Here is a 17,648-nt window from a genome sequence, read left to right as displayed (position 1 = left end):
GTTACTCTTCTTTCTCTATCATTTTCAGTATTTCGCGTAGCTCTTCAGCGCTTATCTTTTCTTCTTTGGCAAAGAAAGATACCATACCCTTATATGAGTTATTAAAGTAGTTTTTAATAGCATTACTCATATAGCCTGTGCGGTAATCTTCTTTAGATACAGTAGGGTAGTACTGGTAGGTGTTACCATAGGCAATATGATCTACATAACCTTTTTCCTCCAGGTTTCTTATTATGGTGGAAACGGTATTGTAATGAGGTTTACTTTCTTTTACCTCTAAGAGTACATCTTTCACAAAAGCTTTTTCCAGCTTCCATAAAATCTGCATTACTTCTTCTTCTTTATTAGTTAATTTTTGCATGGCATCTTTAATTAATAATCCAAAGCTAAAACTATTTTTCTAGTTTACCAACTATTTTTATAGTTATATAACTAAAACGATAGTTTTTTATTGTGTAAAGATACCTTAAAAGTTTATGCTAAGCGTGTGACTCTTCTTTTAAACGCTTTTGTACTAGTAGAATAGCCCCTGCAGAGAGCAGGCCTAAAAATCCCATAACAGCCCAGTTGGTATTATAACCAAATAAAGAAATATTAAGCATTCCTACTTTGGAGCTGAATATATGGGCTACACTAAATGTCATGGTATATAGTGCCATGTAACGCCCTTCGTGACCACGGGGAGCACGGCTCATAGCAAACGAATTGGCAAACGGGAAGCACAGCATCTCTCCAAGTGTAATGAATATTACACTTAATAAGAGTACTCCTATCCAAACATTAATTAAAAGGGTAAAGAAGGCAAGGGCAAAAAAGACTGACCCCCATAAAAGTACTTTGATTTTAGATATGTTTTTCCTTTCAATATACCCCACCAATGGCATCTCTAAGGTAAATACCATAGTACCGTTAAACGACATAATAAGTCCTGTTTCAAATTCGGTTAGGTTGTATACTTCCCCGTGGTAAAGCGGTAGGGTAGTAAACATCTGGAAAAATATAAGTGCTGTTGCAAAACTGGTAAACAGGAACAAAAGGAAAGTACCATCGTTAAAAACTGATACGTGTTTTGTTATATCTTCTTTTACAAGCGATTCCTGTTCTTTTACTTTTTTCTTCTCCTTAACCAGTATATAGAATAGTAATATAGAGATTATACACGAAGCCCCATCGGCCCAAAACAATCCCTTGTAGCCAATATTTGTGATTATGAGTCCGCCCAGGGCAGGTCCTGCAGCAAAACCAAGGTTGATGGCAAGCCTTACCAATGCCAGTGCACGTGTACGGTTTTCGGGCTTGGCGTAGGTATTAAGAGATACAAACATGGCAGGCCTAAAGGTATCGGCAATTACCATAATACCAAACATTGCAAAACACAACCCAACAAAGGAAGTTACATACTGTAAACCGAAAAATAAAAGCCCCGTTGTAAAAAGGCTATATACCATTACTTTATAAAAGCCTATCCTGTCTGACAGTTTACCACCAATCCATGATCCCAGCATAGATCCCACTCCAAAACACACCATTATCCAACCTACCTGACCGTATGAAAAGCACAGGTCTTCTTTAAGGTATTTAGAGAGGAAAGGCAGTACCATAGTACCGGCGCGATTAATAAACGTAATTAGCGTTAGTATCCATATCTCCCGGGAAAACCCTTTGAAGTTATTGATATAGCGCTTAAAGGCTTTAAGAAACATGTAAATGGGATGATTTAGCACAAATATACAAAGGAATGAGTCCTTAATATTAACTGCCCGATAAAAATATTTTAAGTTATTGGTTACTTTTGTATAAAACCAATAATAAGATAATGAGGAATATAATAATTTACGGAATATTACTACTAAGCTTTATGGCAAAAGCACAGGAGTGCTCAAAGGAAAACGCCTTGGCTTTTCAGGAAAAGATGAATAAGGAGTATGCTAACCCAGATGAGTCTCCGCTTACTAAAGAAGATATCAAGACGTTTAAATCGCTGGATTTTTATCCTATAGATACTGATTTTTGTGTAGAGGCCAAACTGGTTGTAACACCAAATGAAAAACCTTTTTATATGCAAACCACTACGAGCAGGAAACCACGTTACAGGAAGTATGGCGAACTGCATTTTACACTAAAAGGGAAAGAGGTAAAGCTGGACGTTTTTCAGAGTATGGATATGATGAAAATGGAAGAGTATAATGATTATCTTTTCCTGCCGTTTACTGATTTGACATCGGGTAACGGAAGTTATGGAGGAGGCAGGTATGTAGATCTTAAAATTCCTGCAGGAAATACGCTTACTATAGATTTTAATACAGCCTATAATCCGTACTGTGCCTATAACCATAGTTTTTCATGCCCGGTACCGCCGGAACAAAATGATATACTGGTTGAAATTAAGGCAGGGGTAAAGGAGTATAAAAAGCATTAATAAAAAAATCCTGAGCATTGCTCAGGATTTTTTTATGGTATTTATTTACTTTCTTTAAGCACCATATCAATTGTAATTGCTCCGGCAAGTATAGCTACTTTGTTATCGTTTTGAGCAAATTCAGGATGTATGGTTACATTGTATTTATCTGCCGATGTGAAAATTTCTTTCATAGCACCATTCCATTTTTTGTTAATGGCACCAATTTGGTTTTCACCAGGATCAGTAATATGGAAGTTCCAGGCTTTCCAGTCGCCATTTATTTTTGCGATTTGGGAATCTGAAGCGTCAAAAATATTGAAGGTAGGTTTAAAAAATTTAAACTTTTGCTTTACAGTTCCTACTACTTTACCGTGTGGGTTGGTTATTGTTATTTTAGACATCCAAAAAGTCCACCCTCTTGATATTGATGCCTGAAGCCTGTCTTCAGAATCTCTGATTTCCAGTAAAAATGGTAGCATAGGCTTTTTAAGTAATAGTCTTAAAAATTTTTGACCGGTACTTAGTTTTTGCTTTACACTACCAATGTTTGCTCCCTGTTCATTATAAATCCGGTAGCAGTTTTCAAATTTAAAAAAGTTTACTTTCTCGTCGATAAAGTAACTGTTTGTTTCAAAAAAGTTTGAGTTCATAAAAATAAATTGTCCCTACTTATAAGGCGTTTCAGGATTATGCCCCGTTTGTTTAGTGGTTCCCGGACTCCACTTTAAGATTGGTTTGCTGTAAAAACAGCCGTGGCGAAAATAAGTAAAAACTTATTATTTGAGGTAAGAAAAGGGTTAAATCAGAAAAGCCGTATCGGGAACAGATACGGCTTTTCAACTAAACATAATCAGAACTACTAATTAATTAGCTTCGATTAAAGATTCATGAGCAAGAGTTTCTTTTTCTTTTTCAATATTTAATAAGATAAAAGACCTTTCGGCAGGATTATCGCTGTGCAGGGCTTTTACATTTTCAAGGGAAATATTCCCTGTTATGTATCCGGAATCATGATTTGCATATGACTCCTCAATAGTGTCAAAATATTCTTTTAAGCTTTCTGCCTCTTCTTTTTTATGGCGAAGCAGTACCTTAAGCGTAACCTCATTGCTAAGCAACAGGTTTTCTTCCTGGTATATTTTTTTGTATTCGTAACGGTAATCGTAGCTTAATGCAGAGATGTCTGACAGCACAGCAGAGGCTGTAGGATGTGCACCTGCACCACGCCCCACAAAGAAATGGGTATCGGCAAAGCTGGTTTTGGTTAGCACTCCGTTAAATACATCGTCTACAGTAAACAAACGGTCATCGCTACCTACGAATTTAGGGATAACAAAAGCCGAAAGGGTACCCTGTGGTGTTTTGAATGCCTGAGCAACCAGCTTAATTTTAAGTCCTTTTTCACGGGCATATTTAAGCTCCAGTTCGCCAATGTTATCTATACCTATATTATATATGTCGTTAGGATTTGCAATGTAACCAAATGAATGTGCTAATAATATTAGCAATTTGTACTTGGCATCAAAGCCCCCAGTGTCAAGAATAGGGTTACTTTCGGCATAACCGTTGTCCTGAGCCTGTTTAAGGGCAGACTCATACGAAAGGTTTTCTGCAAAAGTTTTGGTAAGTATATAGTTGGTAGAGCCGTTAACAATCCCTTCTATAGATTCTAAAAGATCGTTGTCATAGTACTCCTCAAGGTTTCTGATTATGGGCATACTGGCACAGCAGGCAGCTTCATATAAAAGCGGCACGTTGTATTCACGCTGTAGTTCCAGTAGTTCGGTAAAATGTTCGGCAACCATCTTTTTGTTGGCAGATACCACAGCTTTCCCTTTTTTAAGGGCAGCTGCTACAATTTCAAAAGCAGCATCGGCATCATCTATAAGTTCTACCACTACATTGATGTCTTCGTCGTTAAGAATGTCGTTTTTGTCATAGGTAAAGTTTTCGGCACTTATTTGACGAGCTTTGTTTTTGTCCTTAACACAAATGTTTTTGATGTTTGCTTTCAGTCCCGGAGTTTTTTCCAACACTTCATATAAGCCGTAGCCTACACAACCAAAACCGAATAATCCTATATTTAAATTTTTTCTTGACATTTTGTATTTCTTCTTTTATAAGATGTTTAATTAAGCTGTTACGCTAACTTTATCCGCATTAGCCTTAACAGCAGTAGCAATAGCCTGTTTTAAGTCTTCAATAAGATCATCAGCATCTTCAAGACCTACCGAAAGACGTATAAGGCTATCGGTAACACCGGAGCTGTATCTCTTTTCTGCAGGGATAGACTTGTGTGTCATTTCACATGGCAGGCAGCAAAGGCTCTTAATTCCTCCAAGACTTTCAGCCAGTTTAAACAGTTTAGTGCCCGATACTATTTGTGAAGCCAGTTCTTTATCATCAATTACAAGGTCAAAAGCGACTACGCCTCCAAAGTATTTTTGCTGACTTTTAGCAATCTCGTGGTTGTGGTGTGTTTTAAGGCCAGGGTAGTAAACATTTTTGATTAGTTTTTCTTCCTGTAAGTACTCAGCAATTTTCTGAGCGTTTTCAGCATGTTGTCTTACTCTAAGGGTAAGCGTTTCAATACCGCGGATTACTAACCAGCTGTCAAATGGTCCTAAAATAGCACCCGATGCATTTTGTATAAATTTGATTTTCTCGCTTAGTTCCTGTGTAGAAGTTACCACAAGACCCGCAATCAGGTCACTGTGACCTGCAATGTATTTAGTTGCACTGTGAATAACGATATCTGCACCCAGATCGATAGGTTTTTGAGAAACCGGCGATGCAAAAGTATTATCTACGCAAAGTAGTATGTTGTTTTCTTTTGCTGTTTTTGCGATAGTACGTATATCCGATACTTTAAGGGTAGGGTTTGTAGGCGACTCAATCCAGATGAGTTTTGTTTTCTCGGTTACCGCATCGGCTACGTTTTGAGCGTTTGTAGAATCTACATAGTTAATTTTGATCCCGAATTTTTGGTACACGTGAGTGAACAGGCGGAAAGCTCCTCCATAAATATCATCTACTGCTATAACCTCGTCTCCTGCTTCAAGAAGTTTTATAACCGAGTCGATAGCTGCCAGTCCGCTTGCAAAAGCAAAACCACCGTGACCGTTTTCAAGTGCTGCAATACAGTCTTCAAGAACCTTACGCGTAGGGTTGTTACTGCGAGAATAGTCGTAACCTTTGTGAACGCCCGGTGCGTCCTGTACAAATGTTGAAGTTTGGTAAATTGGGGTAGCGATTGATCCTGTTAGTTCATCTACCGGAATGCTGTTTAGAATTAAAGTTTGCTCTCTCATTTTTTTGCTGTTTAGAATATTTGACAATTTTTTTAATCCTGTTAAAAAACATTCTAAACCAGTCTATCGGAAAGTGCATAAACAAAAAATGCCTTTCCGATAAGTCAGAAAGGCACATAATATATTGAAGTATTATCTACGTATTTCTAAACTTATCTTTCCACATTTGCATGTGGTTGAATGTGGCACCTTATTCAAATTAATGAACAGGTTGCCAAGACGTCATAGGGTCAAATCCCTCGGTCTTTCTGGATAAGAATTATTTTCTAAAGAACTTGCTGCAAATTTAAAGTACAATCATTTTAATTTCCAAACAAAATTTAAAATATTTTTTATTTAACTGAAAATCAAACATTTGAATTTGGTGTTTTTTTGCTTTTAGTGAGCCTGAACCTGAGACAGTGTTATAAAAATAATTGCAAAAAGTGCTAAAATGAGTCCCGCATAATTAAGTTTTGACATCTTTTCTTTAAAAAATAAAATCCCCACAAGGCTGCCCAGTACAATTACACCCATATTCATTCCGGCAAAAACAGTCGACGGATTTTCAGAAAATACCTTATGCGCTTTTAGGTAAAAAAGAATATTACAGAAGTTGAAAATCCCAACCAGTGCACCGAAAGCCAAATTTATAAGACCTAGTTTTTCTTTACTCACAATCAGTTTAAAAAATACATACAGCCATGCCACTGCTAAAGCTCCGCAAAATACTATAAAAAGCGATGTGGTGTAAGGCATGGTATTGTGCAGGACTATCTGTTTAAACAGTATATCTATAACGCCAAACCCCAGTAATACGATAGCCGGATAAAACCACTTTGAGGCATTATTATCATCTTTTTTGGAAAGTATCAAAGCTATAGCAGGGAAACCTACAAGCAGGCCTATAATTTTATAAGTAGTAAAACTCTCCTTAAAAATAAAGTAGGCTGCCAGTATCGGTATAAATAGTGACAGACGTTGGGCAGCATCGGTTTTTACAATCCCCATGTGCTTAATAGATAGTGCCAAAAATATAAATATAGAGGGTAGCAGTACCGCTAGCGGAATATAAATATACCATGTGGCATTACTATCTACAGTACTCATATCGGGTTTAAAAAACTGATAGCACAGTCCTACGGCAAACACATAGTTCCAGGCTACAATCTGGCTAATGTTTACAGGGTATTTTTTTGCAGTTTTAAACAGTACACCAACGGTAACGCTGCATATAATACTTAAAATGAGGTATAACATTGTTAAAAGAATTTTGGCAAAAGTACTATCTTTTCAGTTTTTGCAGGCATCTTTTGTATATTTGATTCCGCTATGAAATCGTATTAAGAATAAACCATAAACTCCTACAGGGCGTATATTCTTTTAGGAAGAATGGTTAAAATTTTAAAAAAATGAAAAAGCAGTTCCTATTACTGTTACTTATATTTACTGCAGTATGTAGTGCTCAGGAGGATGCCTGGGTGTATTTTACCGATAAACCTGATGCAGATTATTACTTTGAAAATCCGCTTGAAATGCTATCTCAACGTGCATTAGATCGCAGGACAGCACAGGGTATTGAGCTTGATGAGCTTGATGTTCCCATCCATCAGGAATATATAAATGCAGTAACATCTGCTACCGGAATAACGGTAATGGCAAAGTCAAAATGGCTTAATGCACTGCATGTAAGGGGGGAGCTAAATGATATAACTGCACTAACTTCACTGGAATTTGTTAATAGTATAGAGTATGCCGATAAATCACTTAACAACCCCGGAAGGCCTGCAATAGCCTCAAGGCAGCAGCAGGTAAACAAGACACTGGATGTTCAGGCTGATTTTGATTATGGCATGAGTACTACCCAGATACAAATGCTTAACGGTCAGGTACTACATCAGCAGGACTATACCGGAGAAGGTATGATAATAGCAGTACTGGATTCTGGATTCCCTGGAGTTAATACAGCACAGCCATTTCAAAACCTGTTGAATAACAATCGTATTTTGGGAGGATATAATTTTGTTGCCGGGACAGATGACTTTTATACCGGTAATCAGCACGGAACCTTTGTGCTTTCTACCATGGGAGGTTATGTTGAAGGAGCGCTTGTAGGTACAGCACCTGATGCTTCTTACTACCTTTTTGTAACGGAAGATACCACATCTGAAAATCCTGTGGAGGAATCTTACTGGGTAGAGGCAGCCGAAATGGCCGACAGCCTTGGAGTAGATGTAATTAATACCTCACTGGGGTATTATGATTTTGATAATCCCAATTACGATTATACGTATGATGACCTTGATGGTCAAACCGCATTTATAACACGTGGAGCTAATATTGCTTTTACTCGTGGTATGATTTGTGTAAATGCTGCCGGAAATACAGGCAGTACCGAAAAACCTTATGTTGAGGTTCCTGCCGATGCAGCCAATGTACTTACCGTTGGTGCGGTTAATTATGAAGAGCAAAGAGGTAGCTTTAGCAGTATAGGCCCAACGTTTGACGGAAGGCTGAAGCCCGATGTTATGGCAATGGGGGTGGCTGCTATTTACTCTAAAACCGATGGTGAGATAAGTTTTGGTAACGGGACATCGTTTGCAAGTCCTATCACAGCAGGTTTAGTAGCCTGTTTATGGCAGGCATTACCTGATAAAACCAATACTGAGATTATGGATCTTATAAAGGGCTCAGCAGACAGGTTTGATAATCCGGATTATGACTACGGTTATGGGATACCTAATTTTGCTTTGGCATTAAACGAACTGTCTGTACAGGAGCTTTCCAAAAAAGATTTTGTAGTATACCCTAACCCTACAAAAGATGTATTTTATATAGCTCTTCCGGATGATGTGAATGAGGCTTCGGTTACAGTTTATAACAGTTTAGGACAGGTTGTTTTACAGCACGAAGTCATTGCTAATCAAGTAATATCGTTACGTGGTTTATCGTTTGGAGTATATAACTATGTGGTGTCATCTTCTGATAAATCCAAAACCGGAAGGCTGATAAAGCAATAAACCCTTACTTATGAGATACGCCTTACTATTCTTATTTGCAATTTTATCAGTTTCCTGTCAAAAAGAAAAAACACTTACGCCCCAAAATATTATTTTGGGTACTTGGAGCTCGATAGATACTACAAACCAGTTTGCTAACAATAGAGGTTTTGAGTTTTTTACTGACAGTATTTTTGAAGATAAATATGGATTTCATAGTGAGAAACCCCATTTTATAAGTGCTGAAAATTCCAAATACGGGTCAAATGCATATTATATTTATTTTGGTACTGAGTCTAAATATACTTTATCAAACGACAGCTTGAGGCTTTTTAATCCGGCAACCCAAAAATGGAGTTTTTGTAAAGTAAAAAAACTTACTCCCGATACACTTAAAATAGCTACAGATGCTACACATAGGTACGGAGGGACTTTTGTAAAAAAGACATATAAAACAGATACGATTCCTGATTTTGACGCTGTTTTTTTTATATTCATCGCCGTGTTTTGGTATCAGTCCTGTTGTTACGCTTCTTGTAAAAAATAATGGAGATGTGTTATTTAGCGGCAGGTACAGTGTAAAACATTTAGGACTAAACAATTCAAAAATTAGTAAGGAAGGGTTTAACCGTATTCAGGAAAGGTTCAAAAGGGCAGATTACATGAACTTGGAGGAGTCTTATGCACATAACGTAACAGATGGTATGCAGTGTGTTTGTATTTATTTTATAAAAAACAATAAAATAGTAAAGACTGTTAGGGATTGTGGGGCTCAGGGGCCTAATGAGTTAGCGTGGGCTTACCTCCCTTTAATAAGAATAGGACAGTTGCATGATATGAAAGAGTTTGAGGTTCCTGCTGATATTGCAAAAAAGTTTAATATAGATACTAACAGTACAGATGTAATGATAAATATGGATGTAAGAGAGAAGTTCGATTTTTTAAGCCGTTTGTCTGAAAATTTGTAGTTTTAAAGTTTAAAAAAATATTCATTTTACATGAACAGAATAACTCAATTATTTAATATAGAATACCCTGTAATACAGGCAGGAATGATTTGGGCCAGTGGCTATAAACTGGCAAGTGCAGTAAGTAATGCAGGAGGGCTTGGCCTTCTTGGAGCGGGGTCTATGTACCCAGAGGTACTGCGTGAACACATACAAAAATGTAAAAAAGCAACCAATAAACCTTTTGGTGTAAATGTACCAATGCTATATCCAAACATCGAGGAGATAATGAATATCATTGTTGATGAGGGGGTGAAAATCGTATTTACATCTGCCGGGAATCCTAAAACATGGACAGCATGGTTAAAAGAGCGCGGTATTACCGTGGTACATGTAGTAAGTAGCGTAAAGTTTGCCCTAAAGGCTCAGGAAGCAGGGGTAGATGCTGTTGTTGCCGAAGGCTTTGAAGCAGGCGGACACAACGGTAGGGAAGAGACTACTACATTTACGCTTATTCCTATGGTGAAAGAAAAATTACAAATTCCGCTTATAGCAGCAGGTGGTATCGCAACAGGTAGAGGTATGCTTGCCGCTATGGTACTTGGTGCCGATGCTGTACAGGTGGGTAGCCGTTTTGCAGCTTCGGTTGAGTCGTCGTCGCATGATAACTTCAAGCAGGCAATAGTAAATGCACAGGATGGCGATACGCATCTTACCCTTAAGGAACTTGCTCCGGTAAGGCTGATAAAGAACAAGTTTTTCCATGATGTGATGGATTTATATACCAAAGCCCCAACAGTAGACGAGCTTAAAACATTACTGGGTAGGGCACGTGCCAAAAAAGGGATGTTTGAAGGTGACCTTGAAGAGGGTGAACTTGAAATTGGGCAAATTGCCGGACTTATACATGAGGTAAAACCCGCAGCAACAATTTTAGAGGAAATTATAACCGATTTTAAAAAGGCAAAACAGGAAGCTGTAAGTCTATAAGAATATAAAAGCCCGGCAGTTAGTGTCGGGCTTTTAATTTTTTATAGGTTGTAATAAGCTGTAGCATAAAAAATATCTGTGCTATAACAAAGGCAACTGTAGCCAGGAAAAAAGCTTTAAAAACTAAAGCCGTATTTTCAGCAGATAAGTTAAGGTCTACATCGGTTTTATATAAAAACACTATAAGTAGCGGAATGCTGAGTAGTACATGGATTATGATCAATAGCCTGTTAAGCGGCCATTTTTTTATAAAAGCCCACAGGTAAATTAATGCTGTGAACAGCAACCAGGGTGTTATAAAAAACGAAAGGAAAAAATGAGGAGGTAATATGGTTGTATGCCATCCCGGAATTACACTCATGGCAAAATCAGCAGGGGTAAGGGCTACCCATACAAAAAAGAGGCTAAATGTCACCAAAAATAAAATTAATGTAGTTATAACTGTTTTTCTCATTCTTAATTGGTATTTACAGTATATAATAAGCTACTGTTAAACAATGCGGTGGGTGAAACTACCTTTTCATGCAATGGTATGTTGCTTCCATAGCGTTCTTTTAGTTTCTGTTTTACCGCTGGGTTGGTAAGGTCAAAATCTTTTAATTCTTCGGGAGCACTAAGTTCCACTCCAGCCTTTTTGTATATTTTCCAAATCAGTTCAGAACAGTAAATCCTGTCATCACTCCATTCAAAGTAAAGATCGTAGTTTTTTCCGTTCATTGTCTCTCCGGCTGTTTTCATAAGCGTTAACTTCTCTTCTGGGAGTCCGTCCTTAAATTCCTTTAATCTTTTTACAATGTAAAAATTATCCTTACCTCTGGCTATCCATTTGTTTAAAGGTGTTTTTTGTACAGGTTGTATGGCTTCAAACACATAAAAGGCTCCGTTATCCTTATAGATTATACCACAGTGAGAGTAAATTGATTTTGTAGCCAGTTGTATTGCCTGGCTTTGTGACGATAATGAGGTTTGAAAGATAATGTCGCCATTATGTAATTCAGTTGTATTAACAGGGGAGCTATTAGTCTCATTTTTACAACTGATTAAAACAAAAATCAACAGTAACAGGAAAAGTTTTTTCATGATAATTTTTTGTTTTTACCTGTTTTGTAAGCAGTGAATAATGCTATTACAATTAGTATTACTTCTAAGGTAATCATAATCGTATGGTTAGCTATAAAATAATATTCTTCGTGTTCAATTTTTTTAGGTTGAGCACTAAGAGGAGGGTATAAAGTCCATCCGCCTGATGAACTAAGTTTATCATTTATAATAATTGCTTCAATCCATAGTAAGGCAACTAGTATAGTAAATAATATAAATACAATATTTATAAACTTGTCCCTGAATTTATTGATTAAGGTTCTTATTCCGTAAATAAGAAATCCCGGTATCGCAATAAAAAGGAAAATTAGTGAAAAACGATCCATTACAAAATAAGTATCGCCCACATTTATATCTATTGTTGAATCTGTAGAAGAGTAGAGAAACACACATGGTACTAATAAAATAATTAACCATAGTATTTCTTTAAGATATTTATTCATTGGTGTGGTTGTTTACAATGCTGCAATATATAAAAAAAGAGGTTGTCTCAAATTAATCCTTTACAGGAATAGTGTCATTCTGACGAAGGAAGAATCTCTGTTTTTCAGCAGATTTTTCGACTCCACTTCGTTTCGCTCAAAATGACATTTGAGACAACCTCTTTTTAAATATAGTTTTGTGCCGTGCTAGAATTTGTTTTCCACTTCGGCTGCTTCCAGCATAAGGTAATGCAGGTCGATATTTTTAACAAACGGTTTAAGCAACTCACTACCCGGACCAAACATTGCCAGCTCCACATAATCGGCAGAGTGATTCATGCTAATCCATCCAACAGAGTTGTGTTCTTTTTGCATCTCTGCAAAAGCCTTGAACGGTAAGTGTTTGTAGTTGTATAGTCCGTCTTCTTTTTCAAGTCCGTTATAATAGCCCAGTATGGTTTTAGCCTCTTCCTGAGAGATAGTCCTGCCGTTGGCATGTTTTATTATTTCCCTCACTTGGTCTACACTTGAGTCACTGTGAATGCTGTTAAGTATCCATTCGTTTGTCTGGGTATAGTTCTGGATGCTGTCAAAGTTACTGTTTGCTTCTTTACCGTAAATAATACCCGGGTTGGCATTACCATGATCTGTAGTGATAACAACAAGGGTGTTACCATCTTTTTCGGCAAAATCAATCACAGCTTTAATAGCATCGTCAAAAGCAGTCTGGTCGTATAAAAGCGCACCAATATCGTTAGCGTGTGCACCCCAGTCTACCTTACCGGCTTCAATTTGAAGTACAAATCCGTTTTTGTGTCCCTTCATGCGGTCTATAGCTTTTTGAGCCATTTCAGCAAGGGTAGGAGTGTTGTCGGTAAGTTCTTTACTGCTTCTGCGGTCTATAGTATATGGAAGTCCGTCATCAGCAAAAACACCTAATATTGGTTTGTCATTGCCTGCAGCCATCATTTCGCTACGGGTACGGGCAACCTGCCATCCTTTAGCTTTATAATCGGCATAAATGTCTTTTTTATCTTTTCTTTTATCGGCACTAAAGTAATTATTACCACCACCCATCATTACATCAAAGCCCAGTTTTAGGTACTCTTCTGCAATTTCGGCCTGTGCGTTACGGCTGTCGCTGTTTACACAAAATCCTGCCGGAGTAGCGTGTGTAATTGGCACTGTAGTAACACAGCCCGCCATTTTACCTGCCTTTTTGAACTTTTGCCATATAGGCATATTTCTTTCTCCGTTAGGGCCTACGTTAAGGGAACCGTTGTTTACCCTTGCACCTCCACCCCACGATGAACTAGCCGCAGCAGAGTCGGTCACAATAGAACTGGCCGAAGCCGTATCCATAAGTGCCCTGCTAATGCGCTGGTCTTTATAAAGCTGTAACCAGTTTGATCCTTTACCGTTTTTGCGGTTAAGGTATAAATCGGCCATGTTTAGCGTACCGGTACTCATACCGTCACTAACCATGAATATAATGTTTTTAGCCTTTTTGTTTTTATCTAAATTATTGATGTCAAGTACCTGTGCAGTACCTTCAAAAGGATTAAGGACAGCAGTGCCTATGGTGAAAAGCGAGCCGTTCCTGAAAAATTTTCTCCTGTTCATTTTTTTATTTTGTTAATCGTAAATAGGAATCTGCCAAATTTACACAACTATACCAATAAGGGGTTAAAGAGCAATGTTATTTAAACTTTAAGGAAAACTGTAGTAAAGTTTAAGTAACTGCCTGACAAAGTTACATAAGTTTTTAGGAACAGAATTAGGTTTAACATTTTGGTCTGGTTAAACTTAATTACCTTTTTTAATGAAATAATAAATTCCGGTAACGGTTACCCATGTAATAAGACAGTCTAATATAAGGTTTCTTATTTTCCATTCCCAGTTCAAAAAATCATGCCCTGCCCAAAACTGATAGTAGTACACAAAGGGAAATCCTATTTTGATATTAAACCCGTTGGTTTCAGATAAAGGATTGAGTTGAGGTAATATTATAATAAATGAAATCGAAAAGAAAACGAGAATGGATAATAGGGTACCTTTTATTATTGTTTTAAGATGTGGCTTCATTAGTCAAGGTTTGTATTTCAAATATATAAAAAACCACCTTTAAAAAACAAAAGACCGAAGCTTTACAGCCCCGGCCCTGAAACAATAACAAGTATATATAACCTAACTAAACCGTAATAGGTTCGTTTTTGAAATCCATAACTACCTGATTACGGATTATATCTTCAAAAGTTTCTCTTTTTCTGATAAGGTGGCCTTTTCCTTCATACCATAATACCTCTGCCGGACGAACCCTTGAGTTGTAATTTGAAGCCATAGAGAAGCAGTATGCCCCCGAATTCCTGAAACAAAGCACATCGCCTTCTTTTATTTCAGCAATCTTTCTGTTACTTGCAAACGTATCGGTTTCACATATATATCCTACAACCGAATAAAAACGGTCTTTTCCTTTAGGGTTACTTATATTTTCAATGTGATGGTGCGAACCGTAGAACATAGGGCGTATAAGGTGGTTAAAACCTGTGTCAATCCCTGCAAATACAGTAGAGGTGGTTTGTTTTACCACGTTTACTTTTGCAAGGAAGTAGCCTGCTTCGCTTACCAGGAATTTACCCGGTTCGAAAGCAAGGGTAAGGTCTTTACCATATTCCTGACAGAAAGCGTTGAAACGCTTGCTCAGTTTTTTACCAAGTTCTTCTACATTGGTTTGAATATCATCTTTTTTGTAAGGTACTTTAAACCCGCTTCCAAAATCAAGGAACTCAAGGTTTTTAAAGTTAAGTGCTGCTTTAAACAGTATCTCTGCAGCATAAAGGAATACTTCAATATCAAGTATGTCAGATCCGGTATGCATGTGTATACCGTTAATGTTCATACCTGTATTTTCCACAATCCTTAAAAGGTGAGGCATTTGGTGTATTGAAATACCAAATTTACTGTCTATATGCCCTACAGATATGTTACTGTTACCACCCGCCATTACGTGAGGGTTGATACGGATACATACCGGTGTATTAGGGTGTTTTGCGCCAAACTGTTCCAGTATGGACAGGTTGTCTATATTTATTTGTACGCCCAGGGCAGCTACTTCTTCAATCTCTTCCATAGATACACCGTTAGGGGTGTAAATAATGCTTTCGGGCGTAAAGCCGGCCATAATACCGAGTTGCACTTCCTGTATGGAAACGGTATCAAGGCCGGAGCCCATCTGTTTAAGCAATTTTAATATAGAGATGTTTGATAACGCTTTTACGGCGTAATTGATTCTTAAATTTTTTACCTTTGAAAATGCATTTTCTAAACGATAATACTGCGTTTGGATTTTAGCGCCGTCATACACATATAAAGGACTCCCAAACTCTTCGGCTAACTGTAATAAATTATTTGCTTCCATTCTTTTTCTTGGATATACTTGTTTCGGTAGCAAAATTATTTACAAATTCAATTCCAGTCAATTAATTAGAGTATACTAACAAAATATAACAAAAAGTTAAAAATATAACTTTTATATTTTGCTATAACGATTTAAATCACGGTAAAAAAATACCGGGCTCATCCTTTAAGCGGCAGTGACGTATAGTAGCTTATGGATTTGCCCGGAACTGGGTAACAATTAAAAATGATATTTTGGTTAACTACATAAAATATGATTCTGATTAAATAGAGGTGGGGTTTATTGCCTTACTAACGTTGCCAGATAGCCGTCTATATATGTCTCATCAAGAGTAATAGTGTTGTTTTGCATAGTAAAGCACCCCATATCATTATCATTAATAATAAGTGATGTTTCACACCCAAATGTAGTAGATTAGGTAACCATAAACTGAAAGCTGTAATTGCCTGATTCAAAATAATCATTGGCCTCCTCATCAGTATTATTATTAGTAACGGTAACCGTACCATTCTCATTAAAGTGCCAAACAATGGTTCCCGGTTCGAACTCTTCATTGGTTCCGGCAAATCCGCCGCTTACTTTAACAAGTGACCAACTGTCGTAAAAACTGTTATCAACAGGACTATTGTCGTCGTCGTTATTACAGCTTAATGTTAACCCTGTAATACCTAGTAATAATAGTAATTTTATGGTTTTCATAGGCAATGGTTTTACTATTAGATGATTAAACCTAAAAAGGGTTGCGTGACCCAGTATTAAGGATTGGATAAAAAATTAAAAATACTTTCGGTCATTGGATTGAATTTTCTATTTTTGTTCCACTTTTAATAAGATAAATGCATTAATTATGAATTTACACGAATATCAGGGAAAACAAATACTGGCAAGCCACGGCGTACGTGTACAGCGCGGTATTGTAGCTAACAATGCTGTGGAGGCTGTTGCTGCCGCTAAAGAAATAACTGCTGAAACCGGAACAGAATGGTATGTGGTAAAAGCACAGATCCACGCAGGTGGCCGCGGTAAAGGTGGTGGTGTTAAGCTTGCAAAAAACCTTCAGCAGGTAGAAGAGATTGCAGGACAGATTATAGGTATGGACCTTATCACACCTCAAACTCCTCCAACAGGTAAAAAAGTTCATAAGGTACTTATCGCTGAAGATGTTTACTATCCCGGAGAAAGTGAAACTTCAGAGTTCTATATGTCTGTACTTCTAAACAGAGGTAAAGGACGTAACATGATTATGTATTCTACTGAAGGTGGTATGGATATCGAAGAGGTTGCAGAAAAAACTCCTCACCTTATCTTTACTGAAGAAATTGATCCTGCAGTAGGCTTACAGGGATTCCAGGCAAGAAGAATTGCGTTTAACCTTGGTCTTTCAGGTAATGCATTCAAAGAAATGGTGAAATTTGTTGACTCTCTTTATACTGCTTATGTACAAAGTGATTCATCTCTTTTTGAAATCAACCCTGTACTTAAAACTTCAGATAACAAAATTCTTGCTGTAGATGCTAAAGTTGTTCTTGATGACAACGCACTTTACAGACAAAAAGAATATGCAGATATGCGTGACGTTCGCGAAGAAAATCCAATTGAGGTTGAAGCGAAAGAAGTAGGACTTAACTATGTTGACCTTGACGGTACTGTAGGTTGTATGGTAAACGGTGCTGGTCTTGCAATGGCTACTATGGACCTTATTAAGTATGCAGGTTTTGAGCCGGCTAACTTCCTTGACGTAGGTGGTACTGCAGATGCTAAACGTGTTGAGACTGCTTTCCGTATCATCCTTCGTGATCCAAACGTAAAAGCTATCCTTATCAACATCTTTGGTGGTATCGTTCGTTGTGACCGTGTAGCTCAGGGTGTTGTTGACGCTTACAAAAACATGGGTGACTCTATCAATGTGCCTATCATTGTACGTTTACAGGGTACTAATGCAGATATCGCTAAAGAACTTATTGATAACTCAGGTATGCCAATCCTTTCTGCTACCCTATTCCAGGAAGCTGCAGATCAGGTTAAAAATGCTTTAAGCTAATAAGATAAACCAATAGGTTTTATATATAAAAATCCCTCG

General features: G+C 37.5%; 19 protein-coding genes and 1 riboswitch. Of the genes, 6 read left to right on the top strand and 13 right to left on the bottom strand.

The window, feature by feature from the left end:
- Window position 1 precedes the first annotated feature (1 nt).
- The gene (locus tag ABS768_RS08140; protein WP_035132235.1) at window positions 2–361 is read right to left on the bottom strand and encodes a BlaI/MecI/CopY family transcriptional regulator; all 360 of its coding nucleotides are present in this window, start codon (window positions 359–361) and stop codon (window positions 2–4) included.
- 118 nt (window positions 362–479) lie between these two features.
- Window positions 480–1,703, bottom strand: coding sequence for an MDR family MFS transporter (locus ABS768_RS08135; RefSeq protein ID WP_408074465.1), 1,224 nt, complete (start codon window positions 1,701–1,703; stop codon window positions 480–482).
- 113 nt (window positions 1,704–1,816) lie between these two features.
- Here ABS768_RS08135 and ABS768_RS08130 point away from each other — a divergent pair, with 113 nt between their 5' ends.
- The gene (locus ABS768_RS08130) at window positions 1,817–2,419 is read left to right on the top strand and encodes a DUF1684 domain-containing protein (protein ID WP_408074464.1); all 603 of its coding nucleotides are present in this window, start codon (window positions 1,817–1,819) and stop codon (window positions 2,417–2,419) included.
- A 41-nt stretch (window positions 2,420–2,460) separates the two neighbouring features.
- Here the strand turns inward: ABS768_RS08130 and ABS768_RS08125 are convergent, their stop codons facing one another.
- From ABS768_RS08125 to ABS768_RS08110, 4 genes are all read right to left on the bottom strand, one after another.
- Complete coding sequence (locus tag ABS768_RS08125) at window positions 2,461–3,051, bottom strand: LURP-one-related/scramblase family protein (protein ID WP_408074463.1); 591 nt, start codon at window positions 3,049–3,051, stop codon at window positions 2,461–2,463.
- Window positions 3,052–3,264: 213 nt separating this feature from the next.
- A complete protein-coding gene (locus ABS768_RS08120) occupies window positions 3,265–4,503 on the bottom strand; it encodes a homoserine dehydrogenase (RefSeq protein WP_408074462.1) in 1,239 nt (412 codons plus the stop codon).
- A 30-nt stretch (window positions 4,504–4,533) separates the two neighbouring features.
- Complete coding sequence (locus tag ABS768_RS08115; RefSeq protein ID WP_408074461.1) at window positions 4,534–5,712, bottom strand: trans-sulfuration enzyme family protein; 1,179 nt, start codon at window positions 5,710–5,712, stop codon at window positions 4,534–4,536.
- Between the two features lie 149 nt (window positions 5,713–5,861).
- A riboswitch (SAM riboswitch) is annotated at window positions 5,862–5,971 on the bottom strand.
- Window positions 5,972–6,090: 119 nt separating this feature from the next.
- Complete coding sequence (locus ABS768_RS08110) at window positions 6,091–6,951, bottom strand: EamA family transporter (protein WP_408074460.1); 861 nt, start codon at window positions 6,949–6,951, stop codon at window positions 6,091–6,093.
- Window positions 6,952–7,103: 152 nt separating this feature from the next.
- Here ABS768_RS08110 and ABS768_RS08105 point away from each other — a divergent pair, with 152 nt between their 5' ends.
- Genes ABS768_RS08105 through ABS768_RS08085 form a run of 4 tightly spaced genes read left to right on the top strand, consistent with a single transcriptional unit; the run spans window position 7,104 to window position 10,627 of the window.
- Window positions 7,104–8,711 carry a S8 family serine peptidase gene (locus ABS768_RS08105; RefSeq protein WP_408074459.1) on the top strand — a complete coding sequence of 536 codons (1,608 nt, stop codon included), beginning with the start codon at window positions 7,104–7,106 and terminating at the stop codon, window positions 8,709–8,711.
- Between the two features lie 10 nt (window positions 8,712–8,721).
- Window positions 8,722–9,237 carry a hypothetical protein gene (locus ABS768_RS08100; protein ID WP_408074589.1) on the top strand — a complete coding sequence of 172 codons (516 nt, stop codon included), beginning with the start codon at window positions 8,722–8,724 and terminating at the stop codon, window positions 9,235–9,237.
- Window positions 9,164–9,658: a DUF6438 domain-containing protein gene (locus ABS768_RS17885; protein WP_456264635.1), complete on the top strand. Its 495-nt coding sequence runs from the start codon at window positions 9,164–9,166 to the stop codon at window positions 9,656–9,658. The genes ABS768_RS08100 and ABS768_RS17885 overlap by 74 nt, the downstream gene beginning before the upstream one ends.
- A gap of 30 nt (window positions 9,659–9,688) precedes the next feature.
- Window positions 9,689–10,627, top strand: coding sequence for an NAD(P)H-dependent flavin oxidoreductase (locus ABS768_RS08085; RefSeq protein ID WP_408074458.1), 939 nt, complete (start codon window positions 9,689–9,691; stop codon window positions 10,625–10,627).
- A gap of 19 nt (window positions 10,628–10,646) precedes the next feature.
- Here ABS768_RS08085 and ABS768_RS08080 read toward each other — a convergent pair whose 3' ends face one another.
- The 7 genes from ABS768_RS08080 to ABS768_RS08050 form a co-directional block, all read right to left on the bottom strand.
- Complete coding sequence (locus tag ABS768_RS08080; RefSeq protein WP_408074457.1) at window positions 10,647–11,081, bottom strand: hypothetical protein; 435 nt, start codon at window positions 11,079–11,081, stop codon at window positions 10,647–10,649.
- Window positions 11,082–11,083: 2 nt separating this feature from the next.
- A complete protein-coding gene (locus tag ABS768_RS08075; protein WP_408074456.1) occupies window positions 11,084–11,707 on the bottom strand; it encodes a YiiX family permuted papain-like enzyme in 624 nt (207 codons plus the stop codon).
- A complete protein-coding gene (locus tag ABS768_RS08070) occupies window positions 11,704–12,171 on the bottom strand; it encodes a hypothetical protein (RefSeq protein WP_408074455.1) in 468 nt (155 codons plus the stop codon). The genes ABS768_RS08075 and ABS768_RS08070 overlap by 4 nt, the downstream gene beginning before the upstream one ends.
- A gap of 186 nt (window positions 12,172–12,357) precedes the next feature.
- Window positions 12,358–13,773 carry an alkaline phosphatase gene (locus ABS768_RS08065; protein ID WP_408074454.1) on the bottom strand — a complete coding sequence of 472 codons (1,416 nt, stop codon included), beginning with the start codon at window positions 13,771–13,773 and terminating at the stop codon, window positions 12,358–12,360.
- 183 nt (window positions 13,774–13,956) lie between these two features.
- Window positions 13,957–14,235, bottom strand: a complete 279-nt coding sequence (locus ABS768_RS08060) for a hypothetical protein (protein WP_408074453.1) — start codon at window positions 14,233–14,235, stop codon at window positions 13,957–13,959.
- A gap of 106 nt (window positions 14,236–14,341) precedes the next feature.
- Window positions 14,342–15,568: a diaminopimelate decarboxylase gene (gene lysA / locus ABS768_RS08055; protein ID WP_408074452.1), complete on the bottom strand. Its 1,227-nt coding sequence runs from the start codon at window positions 15,566–15,568 to the stop codon at window positions 14,342–14,344.
- 414 nt (window positions 15,569–15,982) lie between these two features.
- Window positions 15,983–16,267, bottom strand: coding sequence for a hypothetical protein (locus ABS768_RS08050; RefSeq protein WP_408074451.1), 285 nt, complete (start codon window positions 16,265–16,267; stop codon window positions 15,983–15,985).
- Window positions 16,268–16,415: 148 nt separating this feature from the next.
- Between ABS768_RS08050 and sucC the strand changes: the two genes are divergently transcribed.
- A complete protein-coding gene (gene sucC / locus ABS768_RS08045; protein ID WP_330443090.1) occupies window positions 16,416–17,609 on the top strand; it encodes an ADP-forming succinate--CoA ligase subunit beta in 1,194 nt (397 codons plus the stop codon).
- The last annotated feature ends 39 nt before the right edge of the window (window positions 17,610–17,648 follow it).

Source organism: Flavobacterium rhizophilum (assembly GCF_046000485.1).
Taxonomy (GTDB): domain Bacteria; phylum Bacteroidota; class Bacteroidia; order Flavobacteriales; family Flavobacteriaceae; genus Flavobacterium; species Flavobacterium rhizophilum.
Note: the sequence above shows the minus strand (reverse complement) of the source record. Positions and strands in the feature narration are given on the sequence as shown.